The organism is Achromobacter sp. ISS7, assembly GCF_056523125.1.
On record NZ_JAWRZD010000002.1, the window covers coordinates 158,179 to 178,253 of the forward strand.

General features: G+C 59.8%; 18 protein-coding genes. 9 read left to right on the forward strand and 9 right to left on the reverse strand.

The features are described 5' to 3' along the window. Positions 1 to 10 precede the first annotated feature (10 nt). Complete coding sequence (locus AC1HFW_RS32360; protein ID WP_479286799.1) at positions 11 to 1,057, reverse strand: hypothetical protein; 1,047 nt, start codon at positions 1,055 to 1,057, stop codon at positions 11 to 13. Positions 1,058 to 1,167: 110 nt separating this feature from the next. Between AC1HFW_RS32360 and AC1HFW_RS32365 the strand changes: the two genes are divergently transcribed. Beyond that, entirely contained in the window at positions 1,168 to 2,760 is a 1,593-nt protein-coding gene (locus AC1HFW_RS32365) for a lysozyme (protein WP_479286801.1), read from the forward strand. Positions 2,761 to 2,769: 9 nt separating this feature from the next. Then, positions 2,770 to 3,099, forward strand: coding sequence for a hypothetical protein (locus tag AC1HFW_RS32370; protein WP_479286803.1), 330 nt, complete (start codon positions 2,770 to 2,772; stop codon positions 3,097 to 3,099). Between the two features lie 955 nt (positions 3,100 to 4,054). Here the strand turns inward: AC1HFW_RS32370 and AC1HFW_RS32375 are convergent. The 3 genes from AC1HFW_RS32375 to speD form a co-directional block, all read right to left on the reverse strand. Then, positions 4,055 to 4,471 (reverse strand): hypothetical protein, encoded by a 417-nt coding sequence (locus AC1HFW_RS32375; protein ID WP_479286804.1) that lies wholly within the window; start codon positions 4,469 to 4,471, stop codon positions 4,055 to 4,057. Positions 4,472 to 4,484: 13 nt separating this feature from the next. Then, entirely contained in the window at positions 4,485 to 5,306 is an 822-nt protein-coding gene (locus AC1HFW_RS32380) for a class I SAM-dependent methyltransferase (protein WP_479286806.1), read from the reverse strand. A gap of 134 nt (positions 5,307 to 5,440) precedes the next feature. Further along, entirely contained in the window at positions 5,441 to 7,099 is a 1,659-nt protein-coding gene (gene speD, locus AC1HFW_RS32385; protein ID WP_479286808.1) for an adenosylmethionine decarboxylase, read from the reverse strand. Between the two features lie 74 nt (positions 7,100 to 7,173). On the opposite strand from speD, the gene AC1HFW_RS32390 reads away from it, so the two are divergent. The 3 genes from AC1HFW_RS32390 (at position 7,174) to AC1HFW_RS32400 (ending at position 10,840) form a co-directional block, all read left to right on the forward strand. Then, positions 7,174 to 7,872, forward strand: a complete 699-nt coding sequence (locus AC1HFW_RS32390; protein ID WP_479286810.1) for a hypothetical protein — start codon at positions 7,174 to 7,176, stop codon at positions 7,870 to 7,872. Continuing rightward, on the forward strand, positions 7,872 to 9,179 hold the full coding sequence (locus tag AC1HFW_RS32395) for a glutathionylspermidine synthase family protein (protein WP_479286811.1): 1,308 nt from the start codon (positions 7,872 to 7,874) through the stop codon (positions 9,177 to 9,179). The genes AC1HFW_RS32390 and AC1HFW_RS32395 overlap by 1 nt, the downstream gene beginning before the upstream one ends. A gap of 432 nt (positions 9,180 to 9,611) precedes the next feature. Beyond that, positions 9,612 to 10,840 (forward strand): IS3 family transposase gene (locus AC1HFW_RS32400; protein ID WP_479286325.1). Its coding sequence is split into 2 segments (ribosomal slippage): positions 9,612 to 9,959 and positions 9,962 to 10,840, totalling 1,227 coding nucleotides; the frame shifts between segments, so codons are not numbered across the junction. Between the two features lie 102 nt (positions 10,841 to 10,942). On the opposite strand, the gene AC1HFW_RS32405 is transcribed toward AC1HFW_RS32400, so the two are convergent. Together AC1HFW_RS32405 and AC1HFW_RS32410 are read right to left on the reverse strand one after the other, a co-directional pair. Next, positions 10,943 to 11,623: a hypothetical protein gene (locus AC1HFW_RS32405; protein WP_479286813.1), complete on the reverse strand. Its 681-nt coding sequence runs from the start codon at positions 11,621 to 11,623 to the stop codon at positions 10,943 to 10,945. Positions 11,624 to 11,643: 20 nt separating this feature from the next. Further along, positions 11,644 to 11,961, reverse strand: a complete 318-nt coding sequence (locus tag AC1HFW_RS32410) for a hypothetical protein (protein ID WP_479286815.1) — start codon at positions 11,959 to 11,961, stop codon at positions 11,644 to 11,646. Positions 11,962 to 11,999: 38 nt separating this feature from the next. On the opposite strand from AC1HFW_RS32410, the gene AC1HFW_RS32415 reads away from it, so the two are divergent. The 4 genes from AC1HFW_RS32415 to AC1HFW_RS32430 all read left to right on the forward strand — a co-directional run bounded on the left by AC1HFW_RS32415 (position 12,000) and on the right by AC1HFW_RS32430 (position 15,207). Beyond that, positions 12,000 to 12,314, forward strand: coding sequence for a hypothetical protein (locus AC1HFW_RS32415; protein ID WP_479286816.1), 315 nt, complete (start codon positions 12,000 to 12,002; stop codon positions 12,312 to 12,314). A gap of 73 nt (positions 12,315 to 12,387) precedes the next feature. Then, positions 12,388 to 13,758 carry a DNA methyltransferase family protein gene (locus AC1HFW_RS32420; protein ID WP_479286818.1) on the forward strand — a complete coding sequence of 457 codons (1,371 nt, stop codon included), beginning with the start codon at positions 12,388 to 12,390 and terminating at the stop codon, positions 13,756 to 13,758. A 258-nt stretch (positions 13,759 to 14,016) separates the two neighbouring features. Further along, entirely contained in the window at positions 14,017 to 14,739 is a 723-nt protein-coding gene (locus AC1HFW_RS32425; RefSeq protein ID WP_479286820.1) for a hypothetical protein, read from the forward strand. A 60-nt stretch (positions 14,740 to 14,799) separates the two neighbouring features. Beyond that, a complete protein-coding gene (locus AC1HFW_RS32430; protein WP_479286821.1) occupies positions 14,800 to 15,207 on the forward strand; it encodes a hypothetical protein in 408 nt (135 codons plus the stop codon). Here AC1HFW_RS32430 and AC1HFW_RS32435 read toward each other — a convergent pair. The 3 genes from AC1HFW_RS32435 to AC1HFW_RS32445 form a co-directional block, all read right to left on the reverse strand. Beyond that, positions 15,201 to 16,472, reverse strand: coding sequence for a hypothetical protein (locus AC1HFW_RS32435; protein WP_479286823.1), 1,272 nt, complete (start codon positions 16,470 to 16,472; stop codon positions 15,201 to 15,203). The two genes, AC1HFW_RS32430 and AC1HFW_RS32435, sit on opposite strands and share 7 nt — an antisense overlap. After that, positions 16,465 to 16,707, reverse strand: coding sequence for a hypothetical protein (locus tag AC1HFW_RS32440; RefSeq protein ID WP_054432524.1), 243 nt, complete (start codon positions 16,705 to 16,707; stop codon positions 16,465 to 16,467). The genes AC1HFW_RS32435 and AC1HFW_RS32440 overlap by 8 nt, the downstream gene beginning before the upstream one ends. 174 nt (positions 16,708 to 16,881) lie before the next feature. Beyond that, positions 16,882 to 20,028 carry a hypothetical protein gene (locus AC1HFW_RS32445; protein WP_479286825.1) on the reverse strand — a complete coding sequence of 1,049 codons (3,147 nt, stop codon included), beginning with the start codon at positions 20,026 to 20,028 and terminating at the stop codon, positions 16,882 to 16,884. Between the last annotated feature and the right edge of the window lie 47 nt (positions 20,029 to 20,075).

Here is a 20,075-nt window from a genome sequence, read left to right on the forward strand (position 1 = left end):
CCGCGCGCGCCTAGACGCGGGGCGCCGGGAAGGCGCGGTCGCCCTCATCGTCATCATCCTCTTCGTCGTCGCCGACGAAGTCAGCATCGACATCGAGTTCGGACGGTACGCGGGAGTCGAAGTTGACCGCCTTGACCGTCGGCCAATGAACGATCATCTGGCGAAGGATCGGGGTAGCCCACACGAGCTCCATTACTCGTTGAACCTGCTCCGTCGTCGGCGCGCTCGATGCGACAGACTGGGGCCGCGGCGCTTGCTGCGGGGCCGACTGCTGGGTTCCGCCAAAGCTGAAAGCCTTGGGAGCTGACTGGACTTCCTGAACGGCCGGCGCCGGCGCCGGTGAGACCGGGACGTAGACAGGAATCGCACCTGTCATGTCGAAAAACCCCTCCTCTCCACGCTCGGCGTCGGCCTCAGTGGGTTCAGCGTTGCGGACTTTGGTGGGGCCGTACTCGGCGTGCTCGAATTCGCCCCACGCCGGCAGCGGGTGGTAGTTCAGCTCGCATTGATCGACCCGCGAAACGTAGCCCACGGTTCGCTCTTGTTCGTACCCCACGTAGGCGCCGCGCAGCTGGACGTCTACCCAAACCGGCGTCACGCCCGGGATGTCAGCGACAAGGGCTTCGATCCCTTCGTTCGCAATTTGGCGTTCCACCTGCAGGGCCTGCTGCAGGATGTTCCGGTTGATCGACCCCATTCCTGGAATCGCCACGAGACGTGCGCCCTCTCCTTCGGCCGAGACGCCGGCGCCAGCGTCCGTGACATCCGGTCCGATCACCTGCTCGTAACGCCGGTTCCATTGCAGTTGGAGCGCACGCGCCATGTTCGCTTTCAGGGCACGAATGGAGTCCTCATCGGCCTCGATCGTCACAACTTCATCGGGGCGAACCTGCAATTGGCGCTGAAGCACGGTCAGCGTCGCAGAACAACGTGCCAGCGCGGGGTCGGGTTTGAAGTTCAGCAGGCTGCTGTTTTCGGACGATTCGATCGTGCCAAACAGCCCAGTCAAAACCTGGCCCGCCGCGTCGCGCGGTTGCAGGATGTGAAGAATAGCCATAATCGTGCTCCCGGGAAAATCCTTGAATTAGGTAGAATCATCCTAACAAAATCGTTTTTTGAAATCCAGGCCGGCAGTTTTTGCCAAGTGCCAATTTTTGGATCTTTGCAATGCCGCCGCCCTCCGTCCGCCGTCAGCTAGCCATTCACGTTCGAGCGACCGCACTTTCGGCCGAAGATATCGCGAAGCACACTTCTCGCATTGGTCCGCTTCCCGCGTCCAAGTCGGTACGCTTTGGCCAGGCCGGTCCTGGATTTCGAACTTTCATCTACCGCTCGCTTGGGGTGCTGGCCACAACCGCGGCGCTGATCACAGCAGGCCATTACCTCAGCGCGCCGTACGCCGGTCCGGGTCAGAATGGATCAAATGCCGACGTTGCAGCGCTCGACGATCAGATCGCGGCGAAACCGGGAGGCACCTGGCGCTCGAGCATTCCCAGCACTGCTCAACAGCCGGCGCAGTTTCGCGTGCCTGCCTTCAGCGTGGACGCGCTGCAGCTCACTCCAGACTTCATCGCCTATCTCAAGCGGCAGGAGGGCCTTCGCCTCTCGGTGTATCTGGATGCGGGCGGCACTCCCACGGTCGGATACGGTCATACTGGGCTCATGCCCGATGGAACGCCGTTGAGCCGCGGGAAAAGCATCACGCTGGCCGAGGCTGATGCACTTCTGCTACTGGATGCCGAGGCGCATGCAAAGCAGGTTCGTGATCTGCTAGGCACCACACCGGTAACTCAAGCTCAGTTCCTGGCACTTGTGGACTTCGCTTTCAATAAAGGCGCCGAGAAGCTTGCAAATTCCACCCTTCTGAAAGAGGTGCTGGACGCCGACTATCTGGGAGCAAGCGATGAATTCTTGCGGTGGGTCTACGTCACAAAGCGAGACGCCAAAGGCAAGGTAATCACGGACGAACGTGGCAAGCCCGTGATGGAGATTCTGCCTGGCTTGGAGACGCGCGCTCGAGACAACTACGACATGATGCGCTCCGGCCTGCCGGCGTCGCTGATCCCCGTCTTGGAACGAGATCGGATCAAGGCGAGCTCAATTGCTCGTGCGCGGGCCGTGACCCAAGGTCGAATCCTCCCGATGAAGATCTCGAACGACTGGGTGAAAAGTGCCAGCGACGCCAACCAACTGAAAACTCGTGTCCTGCGGCACCTTCAGCATTTGACGGAAGACGCCAACCGCGCACGACTCATGGCTGCTGAGGTGGGCAAGGCGCGCGCGGCAGCAGTGGAAAGGCTCAAAGCGGCCCCAGGATTGGCTAGCGCATCGGTCACGCAAGATCAGATCAATCGGGCGATGGGCTTGATCGGCGAGGTCGCGGTGCTGGAACGCATTCAGGACGCATATCGAGCGAAAGAGGCCCAAGCCCTCGCAGAGCATGCTTCTTACACGCAGCAGACCTCAATCATCGAAGAGACAATTCTCGTCGTGGTGGCCACCAAAGCGTACAGCCAAGGGAACTCGTCCGACGACCAGGCCAGCGAAGCGCTACGCGATCGGATTTCTGACTTGATGCAGCGCTGGCCCGCGCTCACCGACTCCAACGGCGCCGCCAAGGCTCTAGTATCCGCTGCCGATGCCAATCGCCTTCTGACTGGACTCCGAGGCGCCGCCAAGCAGATGGATCAAGTAGATGCACGCCCGGCGCCCACGCCGGCGCCATCTCAACGCGTGGGCAGCCGCCCGACCACCCTTTAGGAATACCCCATGAGCACGCCCACTTTCGTTCCGTTCGCCTATGTCCAGTCGGCAGTCACATCGTTACTCATTGAGCACCGAGAAGGTCGCGGCCTGATCGAGAATCCCCGTGTCGAAACGACTTCCGGCGATGAGGGCGGGATCATTCTCACCTTCCTGGCTGCTGACAACCAGGTTGAGCAGATTGGCAGCGATCAGCAGCCGGTCCCCTTCGACGCGCTCGAGGCGATTCAATCCAATGAGGGGCTCACCATACTTCAGATGCGGGAGGGCGAAACGATCATGGGTCAGACGCTTCGTTCTGAGCCGCCTCCCCCTCGCAACCGTCAGCGCGGCTAGGGTCGCGACGTCACCCGCACGATACGACTGCCGCTTGCACCGACAACAATCTCGCAGTCGCCTGCATGACCTTCGGATGGCTCAACCTGTTTGGATCGAGCTGGCGTGGGCTGAGGTTGCGTCGACTTTGCGCTTGGCCCAGCGCTTGCCGCGCGGCGCGGGACTTGTGCGGCCGCAGGTGCTGGGGTGCGCGGTGCAGGAGAGCTAGCCGTCGCTGCTCTACCGCCTACCGGGATCGGCTTCCCCAAGAGAGCTTGAGGTTTCGCTCCAAGCCGATCAACCTGGACCGTGGGATCACGCATCACCTTTGATTCTCGCTGGGCAGCATTGAGCGACGCAGACCGCAAACGCGACTCAGGTGTCGGGACAACTCCATTGGCGGCCGGGCCCGGCATCGGCAAGGGTGCAGCTGCTGGCGGAGGCGATGGCTCGGGCGCGGTCAGAGCTGCATCTTGTCGGCCTGGAGTCGCTGGAGCTTTCTGGCCTGCCTGCTTTGGCGTAACCGACTTCGGTTTGTCAGCAGCAGGCAGGCGTCGGACATACTCGAGAGCACTGCGAAGTCGTTCCGCGGCTTCCCTGCCTTGGCGCCCGCCCAGAAGGTCGACAAAGCGATCCACCATCTCTTCGGGGCTACACAGCTTCGCTTGCTCCTCGGTCATTCCTTCAAACCGAAGCGGCTTGTTGACCTTCGGGTCAGAAGGCGGCGTGCGCTGATACTCGGCCCTGCGCAAGACTTCCCGCGCAAGAGCGAGAACCGCAGGCGCAAATTCCGCCGCAGGCATCACCCCTGTCGCGGACGCGACCGGAGTGGTAGACCCGAGCGGCCGAAGCCCTGGTAATGGCTCGTCGTCCTCGTCGATGTCCATATTGGCATTGGCGGAAAGTCCAGAAGTGTCTAACACCTTCGTGGGCGTGAGCTGGCGCGGTGAGGCCATACGAAGATCCTCACTCTTACTCAGGGGGCGGCCTGCACGCTGGCAAGCAACAACCAGCCACCAAAGGCCCACGACAAGGCGAAGATCCCACACACAATCTTCGCCGCGCCGGCGATTCGACGGGAGCCGCCCGCCAGCGCGTAACGCTCAACGCTGAACCAGGTGCCCACCACGGCCCAGATGCTCAACACGAGGGCGAAGCACAGGCCGCTGAACCAGACGAGGAGTCCAATCAAGGCTGCGGAAGCATGCATGTCTGGCAGGACGCTATTGAGGACAGCCAGGGCCAGGGCATAGAGCTGCGGGATCAGCAGAAGATTGATCCAGAAAGCGATGGGCAAGCTCAGCGAGCCTTGAAGGTGAAGCTGAAAATAGCCGTTCGCCCTCTTGGCGGATGTGCGCCGCTGAGGCGGCACTGGGGTGGCAGTGGTATTCATCGTACTCTCCGGGTCAGGCGTTCATGTGGTGGGTTCGTTGCGGAGTTCGTGCGTATCGGCCTCGGCCGACCCGCTCAGAGTGGTGTTGGCAGATCTTGCGCACTTGCTCACGCCAGTGTGGGTTTTTGGACGGTCGGCGCTCCTGCACGTAGGCATAGAGCTCAGTAAGAGAAGCTTCGCCACCGTGATGGTCTAAACCCTCGAGGACGACGCCGGCCCAGGTTTTGGGGCCCTGGATCATGGCTTCTTGCACCTCGACCGGAAGTGCCAAGACGAATGCTGCCTCGTGGTAAAGCGAGAAGCCGACCATCAGCCGACGGACGTCCTTGCGGAACATCGCAAAGAGCAGTGGTTTGGACAGACCCGGGTAGATGTTGCGTGGAATCATCTCCTGGCTCAGAGACCAGCGTTCGTTGTACCGGACTACTCGCCCGGCCGTTTGAAGCGCATAGCATGGGAGGATGAGGCCAACACGCCCCTCCTCTTGCAGCACATCGAAGGCCCGGTCCAGCAGCACATCGACCAGCTTCATCTGAAAAGGGGGATTTCCAATGAATGCGGTCGGGCGCTCCGGAAACTTCGCATCCCGAATATCGCCTACGACCACGGTGCGGCCTGTCAATTGGCGCGCGACTTGCGCTGCTTCGGGGTCGATCTCCACACCAAAGGCGCCCACATGATCGGGGATGGCCTGAAGGAAGCGGCCAGGCCCGCAGGTGGGATCGCATGCCACGTCTGCCGCCCCCAGATCGCTGAAGTGCTTGCCCACGATGGCAGCCGCGGCCCAGGCCGGTGTAGGGTATTGGTCCAAAATTTCGCGCTTGCTGGTTGCCATGCAGATCTCCATTCTTTCGTTCAGACTACCAAAACGGATCACATAAATTCAACCGCCGCGCAGCTCCTGCTATCGTCTCGCCAGCTCACGCCCTTGAGTCTTCTCCAGCCGGCGTTATTTACTCGCCGTGAAGCTCACAACGAGGTGCCTGCAAGCGCACTTCTCGTCTCTGACAGTGCTTGGTCCTGATCCCTCTTCGCCTTCCTGGCTTCATCCTGCCGAAGGCGAAACGCCTCTCTTGCCTCCTCAGTCATGGCGCAAAATTTCTCGGTCTCTTCAGCATCCCCGAGGTTGATTGTCTTACTCCCGTAGGCGACTTCATAGATGTTCAATGCGCATCTGGCCACTGCAGGCTCCAACTTCTGCAGTCGTGCGCTAAGTTCCTGGCCGGACAAAACCGCAACCAGTCGCGCCTTTTCTTCATCCATCGCAGCCTTCAATGGGGGCAGGCCGAAGGCGACACCAAGACACGCCACCCCGAAGAGAGTGCGGCCAATGAGGCCGATTCGAACTTTTGTCGAAGGCTTAGCGCGCGGCAGCTTCTTGATGCCATAGAGCATGCCCATTGGCACTATGTCGAACATTGCCGCATGTTGCCGGGGACCGTAGAACCTGAGCTTGTAGCCATTCACCCCGGACCTCCATAGCCTTGCTTCCACAGCAAGGCTGGAGAGACGCGGGGAGATGGGCGTCGATGAGGCTAGGCAGTATGTCCATAGACCGCCATATAGAGGGGCTGGACCGGCATACGGCGAGAGGTATGGGAACACCTCCGCAAGCTGCCCGAGCACAGCATTAATCTGCTCGTCGTGATGAAATACTGCGCCAGCGTGGACTACGAGTACCCCGCGGGGCGAGATGCGGTCTCGGCAACTCTTGAAAAATGGTTCGCGATACAAGGGTTTCGCGCCTGAGTCGACGTCAGTCAGGTCCAGATAGATGAGATCGAATCTGTCCGTGTTGCTGCGAACGAATTCGGCGCCGTCTTGGATCTTGATCTCAAGGCGGGCATCTTCCCAGCAGCGCCCATTGATCGCCTCGAGATGCTTTTTTGCGCAATCAACGACTGCGCCGTCAATCTCAACCACCACCACACGCTCGATATTCTTGTGTCGCAAAAGCTCTTTAGCCGACCCGAGATCGCCGCCTCCAATGATCAGGGCAGTTTTCGGCTTGCGCGCGACGACGGCCGCAGGATGGATCAGTGCCTCGTGATAGTAAAAGCCTTCCCGCTCAGAGGTCATCAGCCGACCGTCCAGTCGCAACGCAGTCCCGAGGCTAGATGATTCCAGAACTTCAATCCGCTGTAGAGCGCTCATGCGTTCTTCCGCCACCTTTCTTGCGACGAACCCGAAGATTGCGCCGCTCTGGCCGATGGGCTCAATGAAGTGGGTGTACTGCGTTTGGCCGGCCTCTTCGACACCTAGGCTCCCGCGCTTGACTTCGTTCCATTCGGTGTGGGCCGGCTCGAAGTAAGACGCGATGCAGTGGATCGCAGTTTTGGCCTCTTCGGAATGGTCCGACATCATGTTGCACACATACAGATCCATGGTTAGGCGGCTCAGTTCCGGCCATGTATGCACCGTAAAGTGGGACTCGGCCAGCACGAGGGCGCCCGTGATGCCCCCCTTTTCGCCATCACTCGCCTCAAACTGATGCCAATACTCGCCAACGATCGTGAGGCCTGCGCGCTCGACCATGCGCCTGCACACCTCGTGCAATCCTTCCAGGTCAGTCATCAACCCCACGAAATTGCAGCTGTAGAGGTCGGCGGTCAGGTGAGTTCCGTGCATTAGCATCTCGATAACAGTTGAATTTTATTAGTTAGTTTTACTATCATACATCTATCATTTGAAAAGAGGACACAATGCGCACACACCGCCTCGCCAAGGTGACACTCGCGACCACGACGATGGTCGCCCTCCTGTCGGCATGCAGCAGAGCTGACCAGGAACCTCTTCCCACCAAAACCAGCGCAGCGCCGCCCACGCTTGCGCCCAATCCGTTCGACGAGGCCGACGCGAACGCGAAGACACTCACTCGCAGCCAGTTGGCCAACGACGAGGTGGAACTGAAAGCCGAGCTCGCGCGCCTGCAAGCGGCCGATCCTACGGTCAAAGACCTTTACTACGGCACCGATGCCGAGGGCAATCGTGTGGTCCACGTGGTCCAGCAGCGCGAAAGCGAATCGACTGCCACGACAAGCAGCTTTTCGGCCGGCAACATCATGTTGGGCATGCTCATCGGTCATATGCTCAGCAGCGGGGGCGTCAGCAACTACGCGAACAGCCATCCTCCAGCCTCGAAAGTCACGGGACAGTCCCCGGAAGACCAGCGCCGTTCCCGCAACCTGGCAACCGGCGCGCATGCATCTGCAGCCATGCAGAGGAATCGGTCCTATGCGGCACAGAACCCCGCCGGCGCCTCCGCCATGGCGCGCGCCGCACAGGGCCTTCCTAGCGCCTCCAGTTCGTCGTCGCGCCCCTCGGTCTCCACGCATAGCTCAGGCGCCTTCCGCTCCTCCACCCCCTCGGCCCGCGCCGGTGGTTACAGCGCAGGTTCGTGATGAAAGCAGTTTTCCATCCCACCGATCTGTCGCTGGATGCGATCATGGAGGAGCTGCCTTTCATGAAAGCGTCGTACACAGATCTGAACGTGCTGCGCCAGGACGTCTCCGACCTGTTTTCGTTCTTTACCTCGAATCAGCAATCGATGCCGTTCTATACGATCAAGGACGCCAATTACGACTCGCTTCGGGACACCTTCACGGATGCCTATGCGATGTATGTCGCGGCGGCACAGAGGCTGTTCCAGACGCCCGCCGACATCTACAGCTTTTTCGACTGCGAGATGATCCGCGAGCATGGGCACAACTTCATCCCGTATGCGGAACACACGTTTAATGCGCGCGGAATGATTGGTCAGACCCTGTACGGCCGGTTTGATGCCGCTGTAGATCCCGAGACCGAACGTGTGACGGGCATCTATGAGTTCAACGGGGATACGCCTGTCATGCTCTGCGAGTCCATCAACCTGCAGAATCGCCTGACTGTATCGGCCACCGGCTCATCGGAGCGCCAATTCAACGATTGGTACTTTGCCGTGCGCGAAATGCTTAAGGCCCAAGGGCTGCGTCCCCAGCGTCAGTACGCCGTTGTCTGCGCTACCGAACAGGTCGAAGACCTCGCGACTTGCGAGACTCTCTCCCAGGTGATCGGCGAGGTGGCCACCTGCCAGCTGCTCGATTTGGATGATCTGGGATTCGAGCACTCTGCACCGTCCAAGCCATTCCAGGTGTCGGCAACCGGTACGTCACTGGACGGCGTATTCATCCTGTTGCCTTGGGAGGACATGGTCATGACCTTCCCGGAGGCGTTCAAGACCTGGCGCTCTTGGGCCAACAACGTCGCGGTGTTGGAGCCGGCGTGGCGCTGGTTCATCTCGAACAAGGGCATGTTGGCTTACGTGACTCATCTCCTCGAGACGGACGCCGACTTCAGGTCGGCTTGGGGTCATGTGCCTCATTTGCCGACCTACCTTTCGCCCAAAAGGTTCATCGATGCGGGGAGGCCTTATGTCGCCAAACCCATGCTGGGCCGCCTCTCCTCAAACATTCAAATTTTTGATGAGGGCGGATCGCTGAAGCATGAGAGCGACGGACTGTACCCTGACGGACCGCGGGTGTATCAGCAGTATTGCGCGCCAGGGCAGGTTGAAGGTCGAAATAACTTCATCCTGGGGATGTGGATGGCGGCGAAAGCCAACGCGCGGTTGGCCACGGCTGCGACGCTTTGCATCCGCGAGTTTGACGCTCCGGTCCTAGACCTCCAGAACGAACGGTTCATCCCGCATATCCTGGTGCCCGCTGAATGATTTGGGAGATGCAAGATGTCCGCCATGCAGTACATCACCCGTAGAATTCCGCTTGCCTTGGCTATTGCCTCTTTGTGCTTGGCTTGCGCCACGCTGGGGGTGAGAATCACAAAACAGCTCGAAGCCGAGAAAGAAGCCCCAGGCGTGGCTTTGCGCCTTCTTTCTCAGCGTGGAATGTCACCAGAGGGCGCGGTAACTGTTGAGGGCGACGTGTTTTCGGGGTATACGTGTCGCGCCCTGGTTGGGGGCGCACACGTTATTGCGAAGGCTCCTTCGCCGTGGAAAGCATGTGTCCTTATGGCCTACAGGCCGGAGCCATAAGAAGCTCCGCGGCGCTCAGGATAACGAAAAGGCCGCATTGCGGCCTTTTTCCTTGCGTTGACCCGTCCTGAATTTGGTTGACACCTTTTTGAGAGAAAAAAGGAGAGTCAATTGGAATCAAGGATCAAGCGGACGCAGCGTGACTACAGTCTGGCTTTTAAACTGTCAGTGGTCGAGCAGGTGGAAAAAGGCGAGCTGACGTACAAAGAGGCGCAGCGTCGCTATGGGATTCAAGGTCGGTCGACGGTGCTGGTGTGGCTGCGCAAGCATGGTCGCCCGGGCTGGAGTGGCTGGAGCCTGCCGACGGTCAGAGGAGTGGATATGGATCGTCAGGGCAAGGGGCTCACGCCCGAGCAGCGGATCAAGGAGTTGGAGGTTCAGCTCAAGGAGGCGCGGGAGAAGGCGCAGTTGTTCGAGGCCGTGGTCAACGTGCTGGAGAAGGACTACGGGGTGCGCGTCGTAAAAAAGCCTTCGGGCAAGTCCTCACGCAAAAGCTCGTCCAAGGGTTGAGCGTGGCGAGGGCTTGCCGCTACATGGGTCACAGCCGCCAGGCCTACTACAAGGGCAGGCACAGGGAGCGAGAGCGCCAGCAGCAGGCGTGCCAAGTCGTGTCGATGGTGACAGCGTTGCGGGTACGGCAACCGAAGCTGGGCACGCGCAAGCTGCATCACGTGTTGCGCCAGCCGCTGCGCGAGGCGGGGATCAAGGTGGGGCGCGATGCGCTGTTCGACATCCTGCGTAGCGCCCGGATGCTAGTCAGACCGCACCGGGCGTATCACAAGACCACGGACAGCCATCACCGCTTCTGGCGCCACCCGAACCTGCTCAAGGCGGGTCAAGGCCAGGTGGTGGCGACCGGTCCCGAGCAGGTCTGGGTAGCTGACATCACCTACCTGCCGACCGCCCAGCGGTGCACCTACTTGAGCCTGGTGACCGACGCCTACTCGCGCAAGATCGTGGGCTACCACGTAGCGGAGAATCTGCAGACCGAAGGGGTGCGCCGCGCGCTGGAGATGGCGTTGCGCTCGCGGCGTTCAAACCAACCGCTGGTGCACCACTCGGATCGAGGCATCCAGTACTGCTCGACGTATTACCAACGCCTGCATGCCCGACATGGTATCCGTTGCTCGATGACCGACGGCTACGACTGCTACCAGAATGCCTTGGCCGAGCGGGTCAACGGAATCCTGAAGGGAGAGCTGTTGCTCCAAAGACCCGCTGATCTGGCCCAAGCCAGACTCATGGTCAGGCAGTCTGTCCAGATCTACAACACCGAGCGCCCACATCTATCCCTACAATGCAAAACACCCGATGAAGTTCATCGGGTGCTCAGTCCGTAATTGCTACGGATACCGGCCCATAGGTGTCAACCTAGGGCAGGACGGGTCACGACTTGACCTAGATGTGGCGGGATGGCGCTTTAGGATGCCATCCCGTTTTTCTTAGCCTTGTCCGTAACGAGGGCGCTCCACCACCGCCGGCAGCGGAGTAACGAGCTTCTCGAGGAGTTGCACTGACTCCTCCAGGGCCAGGCCGTCCGGAGACTTGTAACCTCGATCGATCTCGCGCTCCCACGACGGATCACCGTCGTAGCGCACTAGGCGATCGAGGGCATCCCAAAGATCCATCTGGATCACTTGCGACTCGTAGCGAGGCAGGCTGAGCAGTACCTCGTTGGCCAGCGGCGGATGAGCATAGGCGGCCACATACGATTGGCTCAGACCAATGCGATCGCGAATCTTCAGCAGATCGTCGATCGGCAGCTTGCCCACTCGCACGTAGCGCTCCTGGTTGGGCGCCGTTGTTAGGCCCGACGGACCAGCAAACACTGGCGCATCGACCACTTCTTGTGCAATCGCGGGGCCGCTGAGCGTGGATAGAGCAATGGCAGCCGCCATACCGAGCTCGCGCGCCCGCTGGCGAAACACGGCGAGCGCTTTCATCCAGGCGCTATCCGGAGTTCCGGTCGACTCGATGCGCACATTGCCGTGGCCAAAGAAGGCTTTGGCAGCATCGCAGGGCTGGGCTTGATCACGCTCCTGCGTGTTGCGCTTTACTTGCGCGATGAGTTCCTTCAGATTCGACATATCGACCTCAAAGTTTTCGGCCAGGCGCGACGCCATAGCCTGGTTTAGGCAGCCATTCAGCCGGCAGCACGTGCGATTTCAAGATCCGCGGAGAACTCGCTCAGTTCAAGAACGAAGTCCTTCACCGGGACCCCTTCGCTGTTGACTTCGAACACGGTCAAGCTGAGACCGGCATGCACACGATCGAGAACTACGCTGGGCAACTCCTGACCCAGTCCGATCACCTCGGACACGTCATCTTCAGCGCGCCACATGATCGCGCCCTGCACGTATCGGATTCGCGTGGGGGCGCCCCGTCCGGGCCGGTATGGAATCATCAGCGCGGGCCCGGATTCGTTTGTTGCTACAGCGAAATTCAAAATGTTTTCGGCCATACTTACGTTTCTTTTGGCAGTTGTTAAAAGGCAATCCCATGAGCGAAATTCGCCCTTGGTTCAAGCAAATGCGGCGGTTCCGAGTTCGAACAACTGCCTCGGCCAGTGATGGCGCCAGCCCTGAAGAACTGGCCGCAAACCTTCGGCTCCTGGCCAGCGCTATCGAAGAGCGATTCGACCTCCCTGGTGAGCTCCAGGCAGAACTGCGACGGCGTGCGGCAGCTCACCTCTGCTTGGTGATGGATGTTGAGGCTTCCAGGGTGGATGTGGACCATCCAGCTGTTCGCGACCAAATGAACCAAGCCAGTGAATTTGCTACCGAAATCGCAGCTGCACTTGCACTGAACGGTTAATTTTAGGCTATTACGATCAAGTTCAAACCTGCAAAACCTTAGATAATTGGGCATATCTTTACTTGGAGTCGATATGTCCCATCAAGTGCTTTCCCCCGCTGCTATCACCGCCCTGCTGGAAACCCTCTCGGTTTCCCCCGTTCATGGTTCCTCGGTGTCTCGTCCGTCCACGAGCCGAGCCAGCCTCTTCCTGATGCACCCGCATTTCAGTCTCGTCCAAAACCGAGCTGACATTCCCCGATCGCAGCTTCATAACACAAGCAACGAGAACCGCTTTCCGCACTTCCGCGTGGATGTGACGGCCGAGCTCCGGGAGGTTATGCGCAACGCCGGTATGGTGTATTCGGTCGACGGCAACGACCTCGATCGTGACTATTTCCTGGAACTGCTCGAATCGGGCACCATCCTCGCCCGCTATCAGAGCATCTTGGGGTCGAGAATCATCGGCGAGTTGGCGCCAGACCAGGTGGTGGAGCTGATCGAATCGATGGCGCGCCGGCTACGTGAGCGTGAGGGCATGAAGGCCAACGACGAGAAGCCGACCGTACGCCGAGCTGCGGCAACGCCGGCTCCTGCGGGCTCCCGTATCCCGGCCGCGGTGCTCGAGCAAGCGTCCATGCTGGTGCCGCGCGGCGCCCGACTGGAACTGCCGGCCCAGCAGTTGACGGAGTATGCTGCGATCAAGAGCCTGGTGGAAAAGGCCGGAGGCAAGTATCAGCGCGGGGGCTTCAACTTCCGATCCGAAGAGCACCTGGCCACATTCGTCGCGGGCTTGCAGACTGGCCAGCCTGTCAATGAAAAGAAGCAGACGCAGTTCTTCGCCACACAGCCGCCAGAAGTCGAGGCCATGCTCGAAGAGCTTCAACTCGAACCGTACGAAACGTTCCTCGAGCCCTCGGCAGGCGACGGAGCGATCGCGGCGCCAGCGCGCGCGCTCGGCGCACAGGTCACCGTTATCGAAAACTGGCCCGAGAACGTCAAGGCACTCGAGGCCAAGGGCTTTTCCGTGATTGAGAAGGACTTTCTGCAGGTCACTCCCGAAGAGACCGGCCTCTTCGACGTTATCGGCATGAATCCGCCCTTTAGCCAGCGACAGGATGTGGCGCACATCAAGCATGCCCTTTCCTTCCTCGAGCCTACCGGCCGCCTCAGCGCCATCATGAGTCCGGCCTTCCAGACGTCGGGGATCAGCGCGCACAAGCAGTTCAGGGAGCTGCTGGAGTTCATTGACGCTCCCATCACCCCGATCGACGCAGGCGCGTTCAAAGCAGCCGGCACCATGGTCAGCACCGTGCGCGTCCACATCGACATGGCCACGCTGAACGAAAAGCTTGTGATGGCCAACAAGTCCCCCGCCGACTTTGGTCTGAACCTGGCGCCGCTGGCCGCCGATCCCGTCGATGACATCGAACGTTCGGTCCGCCCCCGACAAAAGGCGGCATGACAGCTAAGAACTTCCACTGAATACGCCGTCAGCATCCCTTCGGGGGTTGACGGCGGTCTCCGATGCCCGATATAGTCCTGACCTCGCGCCAGCGCCAGATCTGGGTACTCTGAAAAAAGGCAGCATCGGGATCATCCGATGCTTATTCACACTCGATGCAACGACTCAGTTTTCGTTTGCGGGTGACAGTGCCCTCGCATTTGCGACCCGAAATCGAAAATTTTGATGCCATTTACTGGCAACACTTGGAGTCTTAGCATGTCTGCTTTCATCAAAAGCCTCGCCTACGAGGCGCATCAAACTTCTCCCCTTCGTTCTACGTTCAGCCGTGCTCAGCACCTCGAGATCGTTTCGTCCGCGCTCGGCTACTTTCAGTACAAAGATTTCGTGGAGGCCAAGGTCGACTTTGACCAGTTGATCAAGCAGCCCACTGCCGTGCTTGTATTGAACGACGACCCCGTGCGCGATCGCATTGCATCGATCGCCGGCGCATCACTGCGTCGCGACCAGGTCGCCAGCGCAGCTTACTGGTTCGTCAATTTCATCAAGGATTTCGTCAAGGATCGTGCCCCGTGCCAAGCGTTCAAGTACGAGGAAGATTTCCTGGCCCACTGCATCGAGCATCTTGCCTTGCCACACATGCACAGCTCGCCTGTCTTCCGAGACGCCATAGCTTTTATGAACGCATCGCGCGTGGACTTTGGCGGACACGACTGGCATGGTCTTCAGCCGTTGCAAGATCAACATGATGACAGCTGGGATACGGGCTCGGGTTATGCCGACCTGACGCCCGTAGGGCTGCCGGCGGAATCCGATCACTCCATGGCGACCTCGATCGGCTTCTTGTTCCGAAAGCTGGATCGTCGCATCGTGGCTAACGCCCCGATCGATTACTGGTTCGCCGCCACCGTGACCGACGGCAACCACGGCTCCCCAACGACGGTTTGGGAATGCGGGCGCACGCCTGGCTTCATCAGCTGATCGAAAGGGCCCTGTGGGGCCCTTTCCTTTTCCCATGCCAAAAAGCTAGAATAAACGTCTGTGTACAAACCCCAAACAGATGTTTCGACCATGTCCGCGCCAGTCTCTCCTAGCTTCCAAGTTTTGCTCGACGCCGCGCGTGCTTGCGCAGTTGAGCCCAGCGACATCCACTTGGTTCTCAACGAGAGCCGGCAATCAGTGAACAACTGGCGCGTCCGTGGCGTTTCTGACGCAGGGAAAATCAAGGCACACTTGGCGTTTCATGTCCCGTTCAGAATGTTCGATCCCGAATTGGAGGCCAGCCTGACCATCATGGCAGTGCCCGACGGCGTCTATCCGGACGTGAACGCGCCGGAGTGGCCGCTTCCTATGCTGGACCAAAACCGATACGAACGCCTTTCCGACGAGGAAAAGGCGTTCGTTCAAGGCGCGGCCAGTCAGGCGATGCGGACCGTACGATCTTACTGATCGGTGCCGGCAAATTCCGCAAAGTCGGAGAAATCTTGCGTCGCCGTGATGAACGTAGGGTTCTTTGAACGCGCCCCCGCCACCAGGTCGAGGAAGGTGCTGATTTTCGAAGGCTCGACCAGTCCGTTGGGTACGCGGTGCAGAAACCCCATTGCCGTGCGCACGCGCCATAAGAGCTTGTGAAATGCTCGACCGTACGCCTCTGCGTCCCGGGAGAGCGCAACGGCTTGTTCTGGCGGAATCCCTTGCAGCAACGCCGCGCCAATCCAGCGTCCGTTCTCCAGGATGGAAAAACTGTCACCTCTTGTCGGGCCGGCCTTATCAGCATCGAAGGCCTGGGCCAGCAGAAAGAGCAAAAATTCGTCTTCCCGACGCGCATCCCACAGATAATCATCCCAGCACACCAGCTGGTAGGTATCGTACTGGCCACACAACTGGGCGTCCGAAAACGCATGAAGCTCGGGGTAGAGATTTCTGAGCCCCGCCAGCGCTGCGGCTGCATGTTCATTGGGCTCAGCATCGGCTTGGTTCGGCCATTCAAAGAGCTCGGCACGGCGCCAAAGGGCGGCGGTTCCAGCTTCAACCGTTTCCTTGACTGCCTGCTGTAATGAGACCCAGCGCTCCTCCATTGCCTTCAGATCTCTCTGAAATTGCAGAGTAACCGGCGGGAAACCGGCTTGAAACGTCAAATCTACGACGTCGGATGATCCACTTGCTCCGGGCAACTCCAAAGCTGGCCACGGGGGTAGCTGATCCAACGACAACGGTGCGTCGAGCGTCATGGCTTGCCCGCGCACACGGAAGTCTCCGAGGCCCTCGATCGCACCGCCCACCAGCAACTGCGCGAGTGCCGCGCAGGCGGCCGTCTGGTCGACATAGCAGCCAGGAAGCATCGTTCCTAACTCGGAATGTCGGATTGATGTTTGGCCGCTCCCGTCGCTCACCAGTTCGAACGGGCGGGGAATGATTGACCACGTCGTCACCGCATCCATTGCCGATACCGTGGCATCGGCAACAAGTGATGGGATATCTGCCGGCAGACCAAGCTTGCCGCCTTGGCGCCACGCCTTCACGTTGGCGACCAGCTTGCTAAACACGAATACTCCCGCGGCCATGACCTGAAAATCAGCGTTAGGAATGCCGGGGATGTCACGAAGCTCTCTCTTGAGTTCGTCGTCTGGATTCGTGGCAAACGACCCGACTTCATCGATCACCGCCAGGCACAAGGTCGGCCCCGGTTGGCTGGGGGCGTCAAGTTTAAGCATGGGTGCCTCTTTTCCGTTGATGCGCCAGGTTGTCCTCGAGTTCGACTAGCGAAATCTCGTACTGGCTCATGAGCGCTGCGATGGATCCGACCATCCGAGCACGGTCTTGGCGGTTGGCTTGATCGAGCTGCCGAATTGCCTCATCACGCTCCTGCATCGCTTCCGAAAGCGCGACTAGCTCCTGGTCTTGCTGAATATCTTCTTTGCCAGGGACAAGCGGTGCTACAGCGGTCATACAGTGCATCCTTGAAGAAGTAACAAAGATAAACAGCCTAGCAATCCGGTGATTACCACTTCAAGGGGGGCTTGCAGCAGAAAGTACTTGTCAAATTGAAAATTTCATGCCTGCAAAATCAGGAATAGAGCGCAGCAGGCGCGCCGGACCCTTGTCGGCTCGCCTGGCCTGCGGCTAGATCACCCCTTCTCCCTGCGCCGCCTTCTGGTTGATGTTCGCCAGAATCTTCGCGGCTGCTCGACGGGCCACGGTGGCGGCGATACCGTCTTCATCCGCCTCCTCATCGCCAGTCATTTCCTGGCGGACACGATCGATCTCGAAGCGCGCGGTGCCTTCCGGGAAGACGTCGGACAGTCCTTTGAGCATGAGCCAATAGTCGTCACCGAGTTCGCGCTGAGCGACCTTGCGGACCGCCACGTCAAGTGCGGACGAGTTGAATGCCCACTGCTCCATGCTCGAGGCCGAGTTGTAGAGCAACTGGCTGACCGTACCCTTGTCCGTCTTGAACATCGCAAAGACGGGGGCGCCCTTCGGGCCAGGACCCAAGCAGTCGTTCAGGATGGACAGGCGCTCGGCGTCCGACAGCTCGAACGTCGTTTGGATTTCCTTGGCCGCTTCTGCCGAACCCACGCCGAGGACGAAGAAGTTGTTGGCCGTCTGCACCAAGTCCTTGTCAAAGTCGCTGAAGAGCTGCGATGACAGCAGGGGCACCACGTTGTACTTCCGCCCTTCCCGGAAGTCTTGCTTGACCATACGCAACACGTTCTCCATGCCGTGGGCGTTGTGAAACTCGTCGTACTCGAGGAATTTCAAGGTTTCCCACATGACCTGGATCCGCGCGGATTGGTAGCGCTGGTAGCGCTCCGGCACCTGCTTGGCCACCTCATCCCACTTGAGGAAGAAGTTCTTGGCGCCCAGCTGCCGCGCGAACAGGATCATGGTTTCCGCGCGCCGGCGGCTTTCTTCGGAGCTAGCGCTGGCCAGCACTTCTTCCAGGTCGATCGAGATCACCCGGGCATCGCCCACGTCGAAGCGGGTGTAGGTGGACAGCAGCGCGTATTCGCGCGAAGCGGTGGTGATCGATCGCTGAAAAACCGCCGTGATCATCTCCGAGGTAGCCGAAGGAGTGTTCCGATACAGATCCTGAATGCTGTCGGTGTGCGCGGCCGCAATCAGGTCATCCAGAATCGGTACGGCGTAGCGCTGCGCTTGCACCGCAGCATGAACGTCGCCGGCGTCGAACAGCGCGTCCACCACGTCGTAGATCCGCGGCGCCGCGTCGTCGCTCAGATCCATACCCATCTTCAACAGCTTTTCCGTGATGTCCGGATCAAGGGCACGTTGCCACCGTTTGGCCGAAAGGCTTGCGCGGCCAAGGTTCTTGTAGGCGGCGTCGATGACCTGGCCGACAAATCTCGTGCCTTCGGGCCCGAGCCCCGGGCACAACGAGGTGACCATGTTCACCTGCGAATCCCGCTCCCGCTCCGTCGGCACATCCAACCCAAGTTGCGTGTCGAACATGTTGATCGCGTATTCCGCCGTGTTCCGCAGGCGGATCGAGATTGCTTGGTGACGGCGGCTAGGCGGCAAGATGCCGCGCGCCATTTCGATCACGTTGGCGCTGGACATGCCCTTGTCGATAATCACGATGTAGGGCAGGTCCGACAGGCCAGGCGAAAAGAGAAGGCCGGCGTTCAAGCAGTTCATCAGGAACGACTTGCCGCGGCCGGGGGGCGCAAAGACGAGGGTTCCCCAAAACGCCTGAATCGGGCTTCCGAAGGCAACCGGGTAAGGCTTGCCGCGGATCGTACGCAGCAGCAGCTGACCCTGATTCCAGGGGGAAGCGGCTTCATAGATCGGCATCATGCGAGCAAAGGTGCTCAGCGGCCCGGGAATGTACGGCGCAGGGTTGTATCGCGACAGCGACGGCGCCGTCGCCAGGAGCATGTGCAAAGGCGATCCGGATTCGTTGCTCACCGTCGTGCCGCCCCAGCTTTGCAACGCCATTTTCAGCAGCGAAATCTGACCCTGAAGCGTGTCACGGTCAGCCGCCCAGGTGGTGCATACCATCCGCGCCGCGGCGACGTACTTGCCCGCTTCGCTCATCTTTTTGAGCTCGGCCCACCCGTCGCGCAGCGCGCGGTTATGGCTGCCAAAGCCGCCAAAGAATCCAGCAAAAAGCTGATCCATTTGCTTCTGCTTCATGCCCTGGGGAGAGATCTCCAGGCTTGTGGCATAAGGAAATCGCTTACCCAGACGGGATGCCAGGTGAGAGAAGCCGGGTGCTGGGTCCTCGTGGGGGGCGACGTCGAGCTTGAGAGACCCGTACCAAATGCCTTCGCGCTCGACCACCTCGAAGTTGGAGAAGTCTTCTTTCATGGGCTCAGAGAAAAACTGACGCGCCAAGGACGCCGGCATCATGTTGCCGATGTCTCCCGTGCGGCGCAGCGTCGATCCAGTTGGTGCGCGATCGCCGAACATGTCAGGCCGCCAGTTCACGGGTACGCCAGAGCCGTCAACGAATCGACGCAGGCAGTACATCGCGTCCGAGTTTTTCATCTTGTCGACCATGATGCCGATACCCGCGGCCTCGCTTTGAATCGAGGCGACCAAATCCTCGACCATGGCGTCATGGCGGGACAGCAGCACGGGATAAATCGGGGTGATCACCTGGTTGAAGAGCGGATCAGCGGCTGAACCGCTCTTGATGTCTGTGCCCGGCACGGCGCTGGCCAAGTCTTTGGTCAGATCCGCTTGCGCTTTTCGAGTCCACTCTGCATATCGCTCAGCCTCCTGCGGGTTCAGACCCGTTTTGAGCGTGTACACCGCGAGGATGATCGTCTCGTCGTTGCAGAGCTTGCTGAGAAACTGCGCGCGAACGTCGAACCAGAGCTTCGAATTTGCCGACGCGCCCATTCGTCGGGCGGTGGTCGTCGCTCCGCGCAGAAGATCGGTGATCAAGTTCGTGGTGCCAACGGGGTCGGAGAGGTAGCCCACCGTGACTTTGTGCTGCAGGCCGGTCCCGTCCTGGAGCTTGATCTGCAGCTGATCGGAGACCTTATCCGCCATGGCATCAAAGTCGGCCGGGCCGATCAGTCGACGTGCCCCTCGGATGCGAAGATAGGTCACCAAGTCCCCATCGTTGGTACGCATCACGTCGGGCGCTACCGGCGTCCCCAGGGCTATATGAGCCTGAATGTCGCCGCGCAGCTGAAAACCGCTGATGTAGTAGAGAAACCTTTCCAGTTTGCTGCGCGACATCCACGCGAACGCGAGGATGACACCCAGCACAACGAAGATGACGATCGAGGTGCCGACCATTTATGCTCCGATTTGCACGTATAGATCGGAGAATAATATGGTGCGCG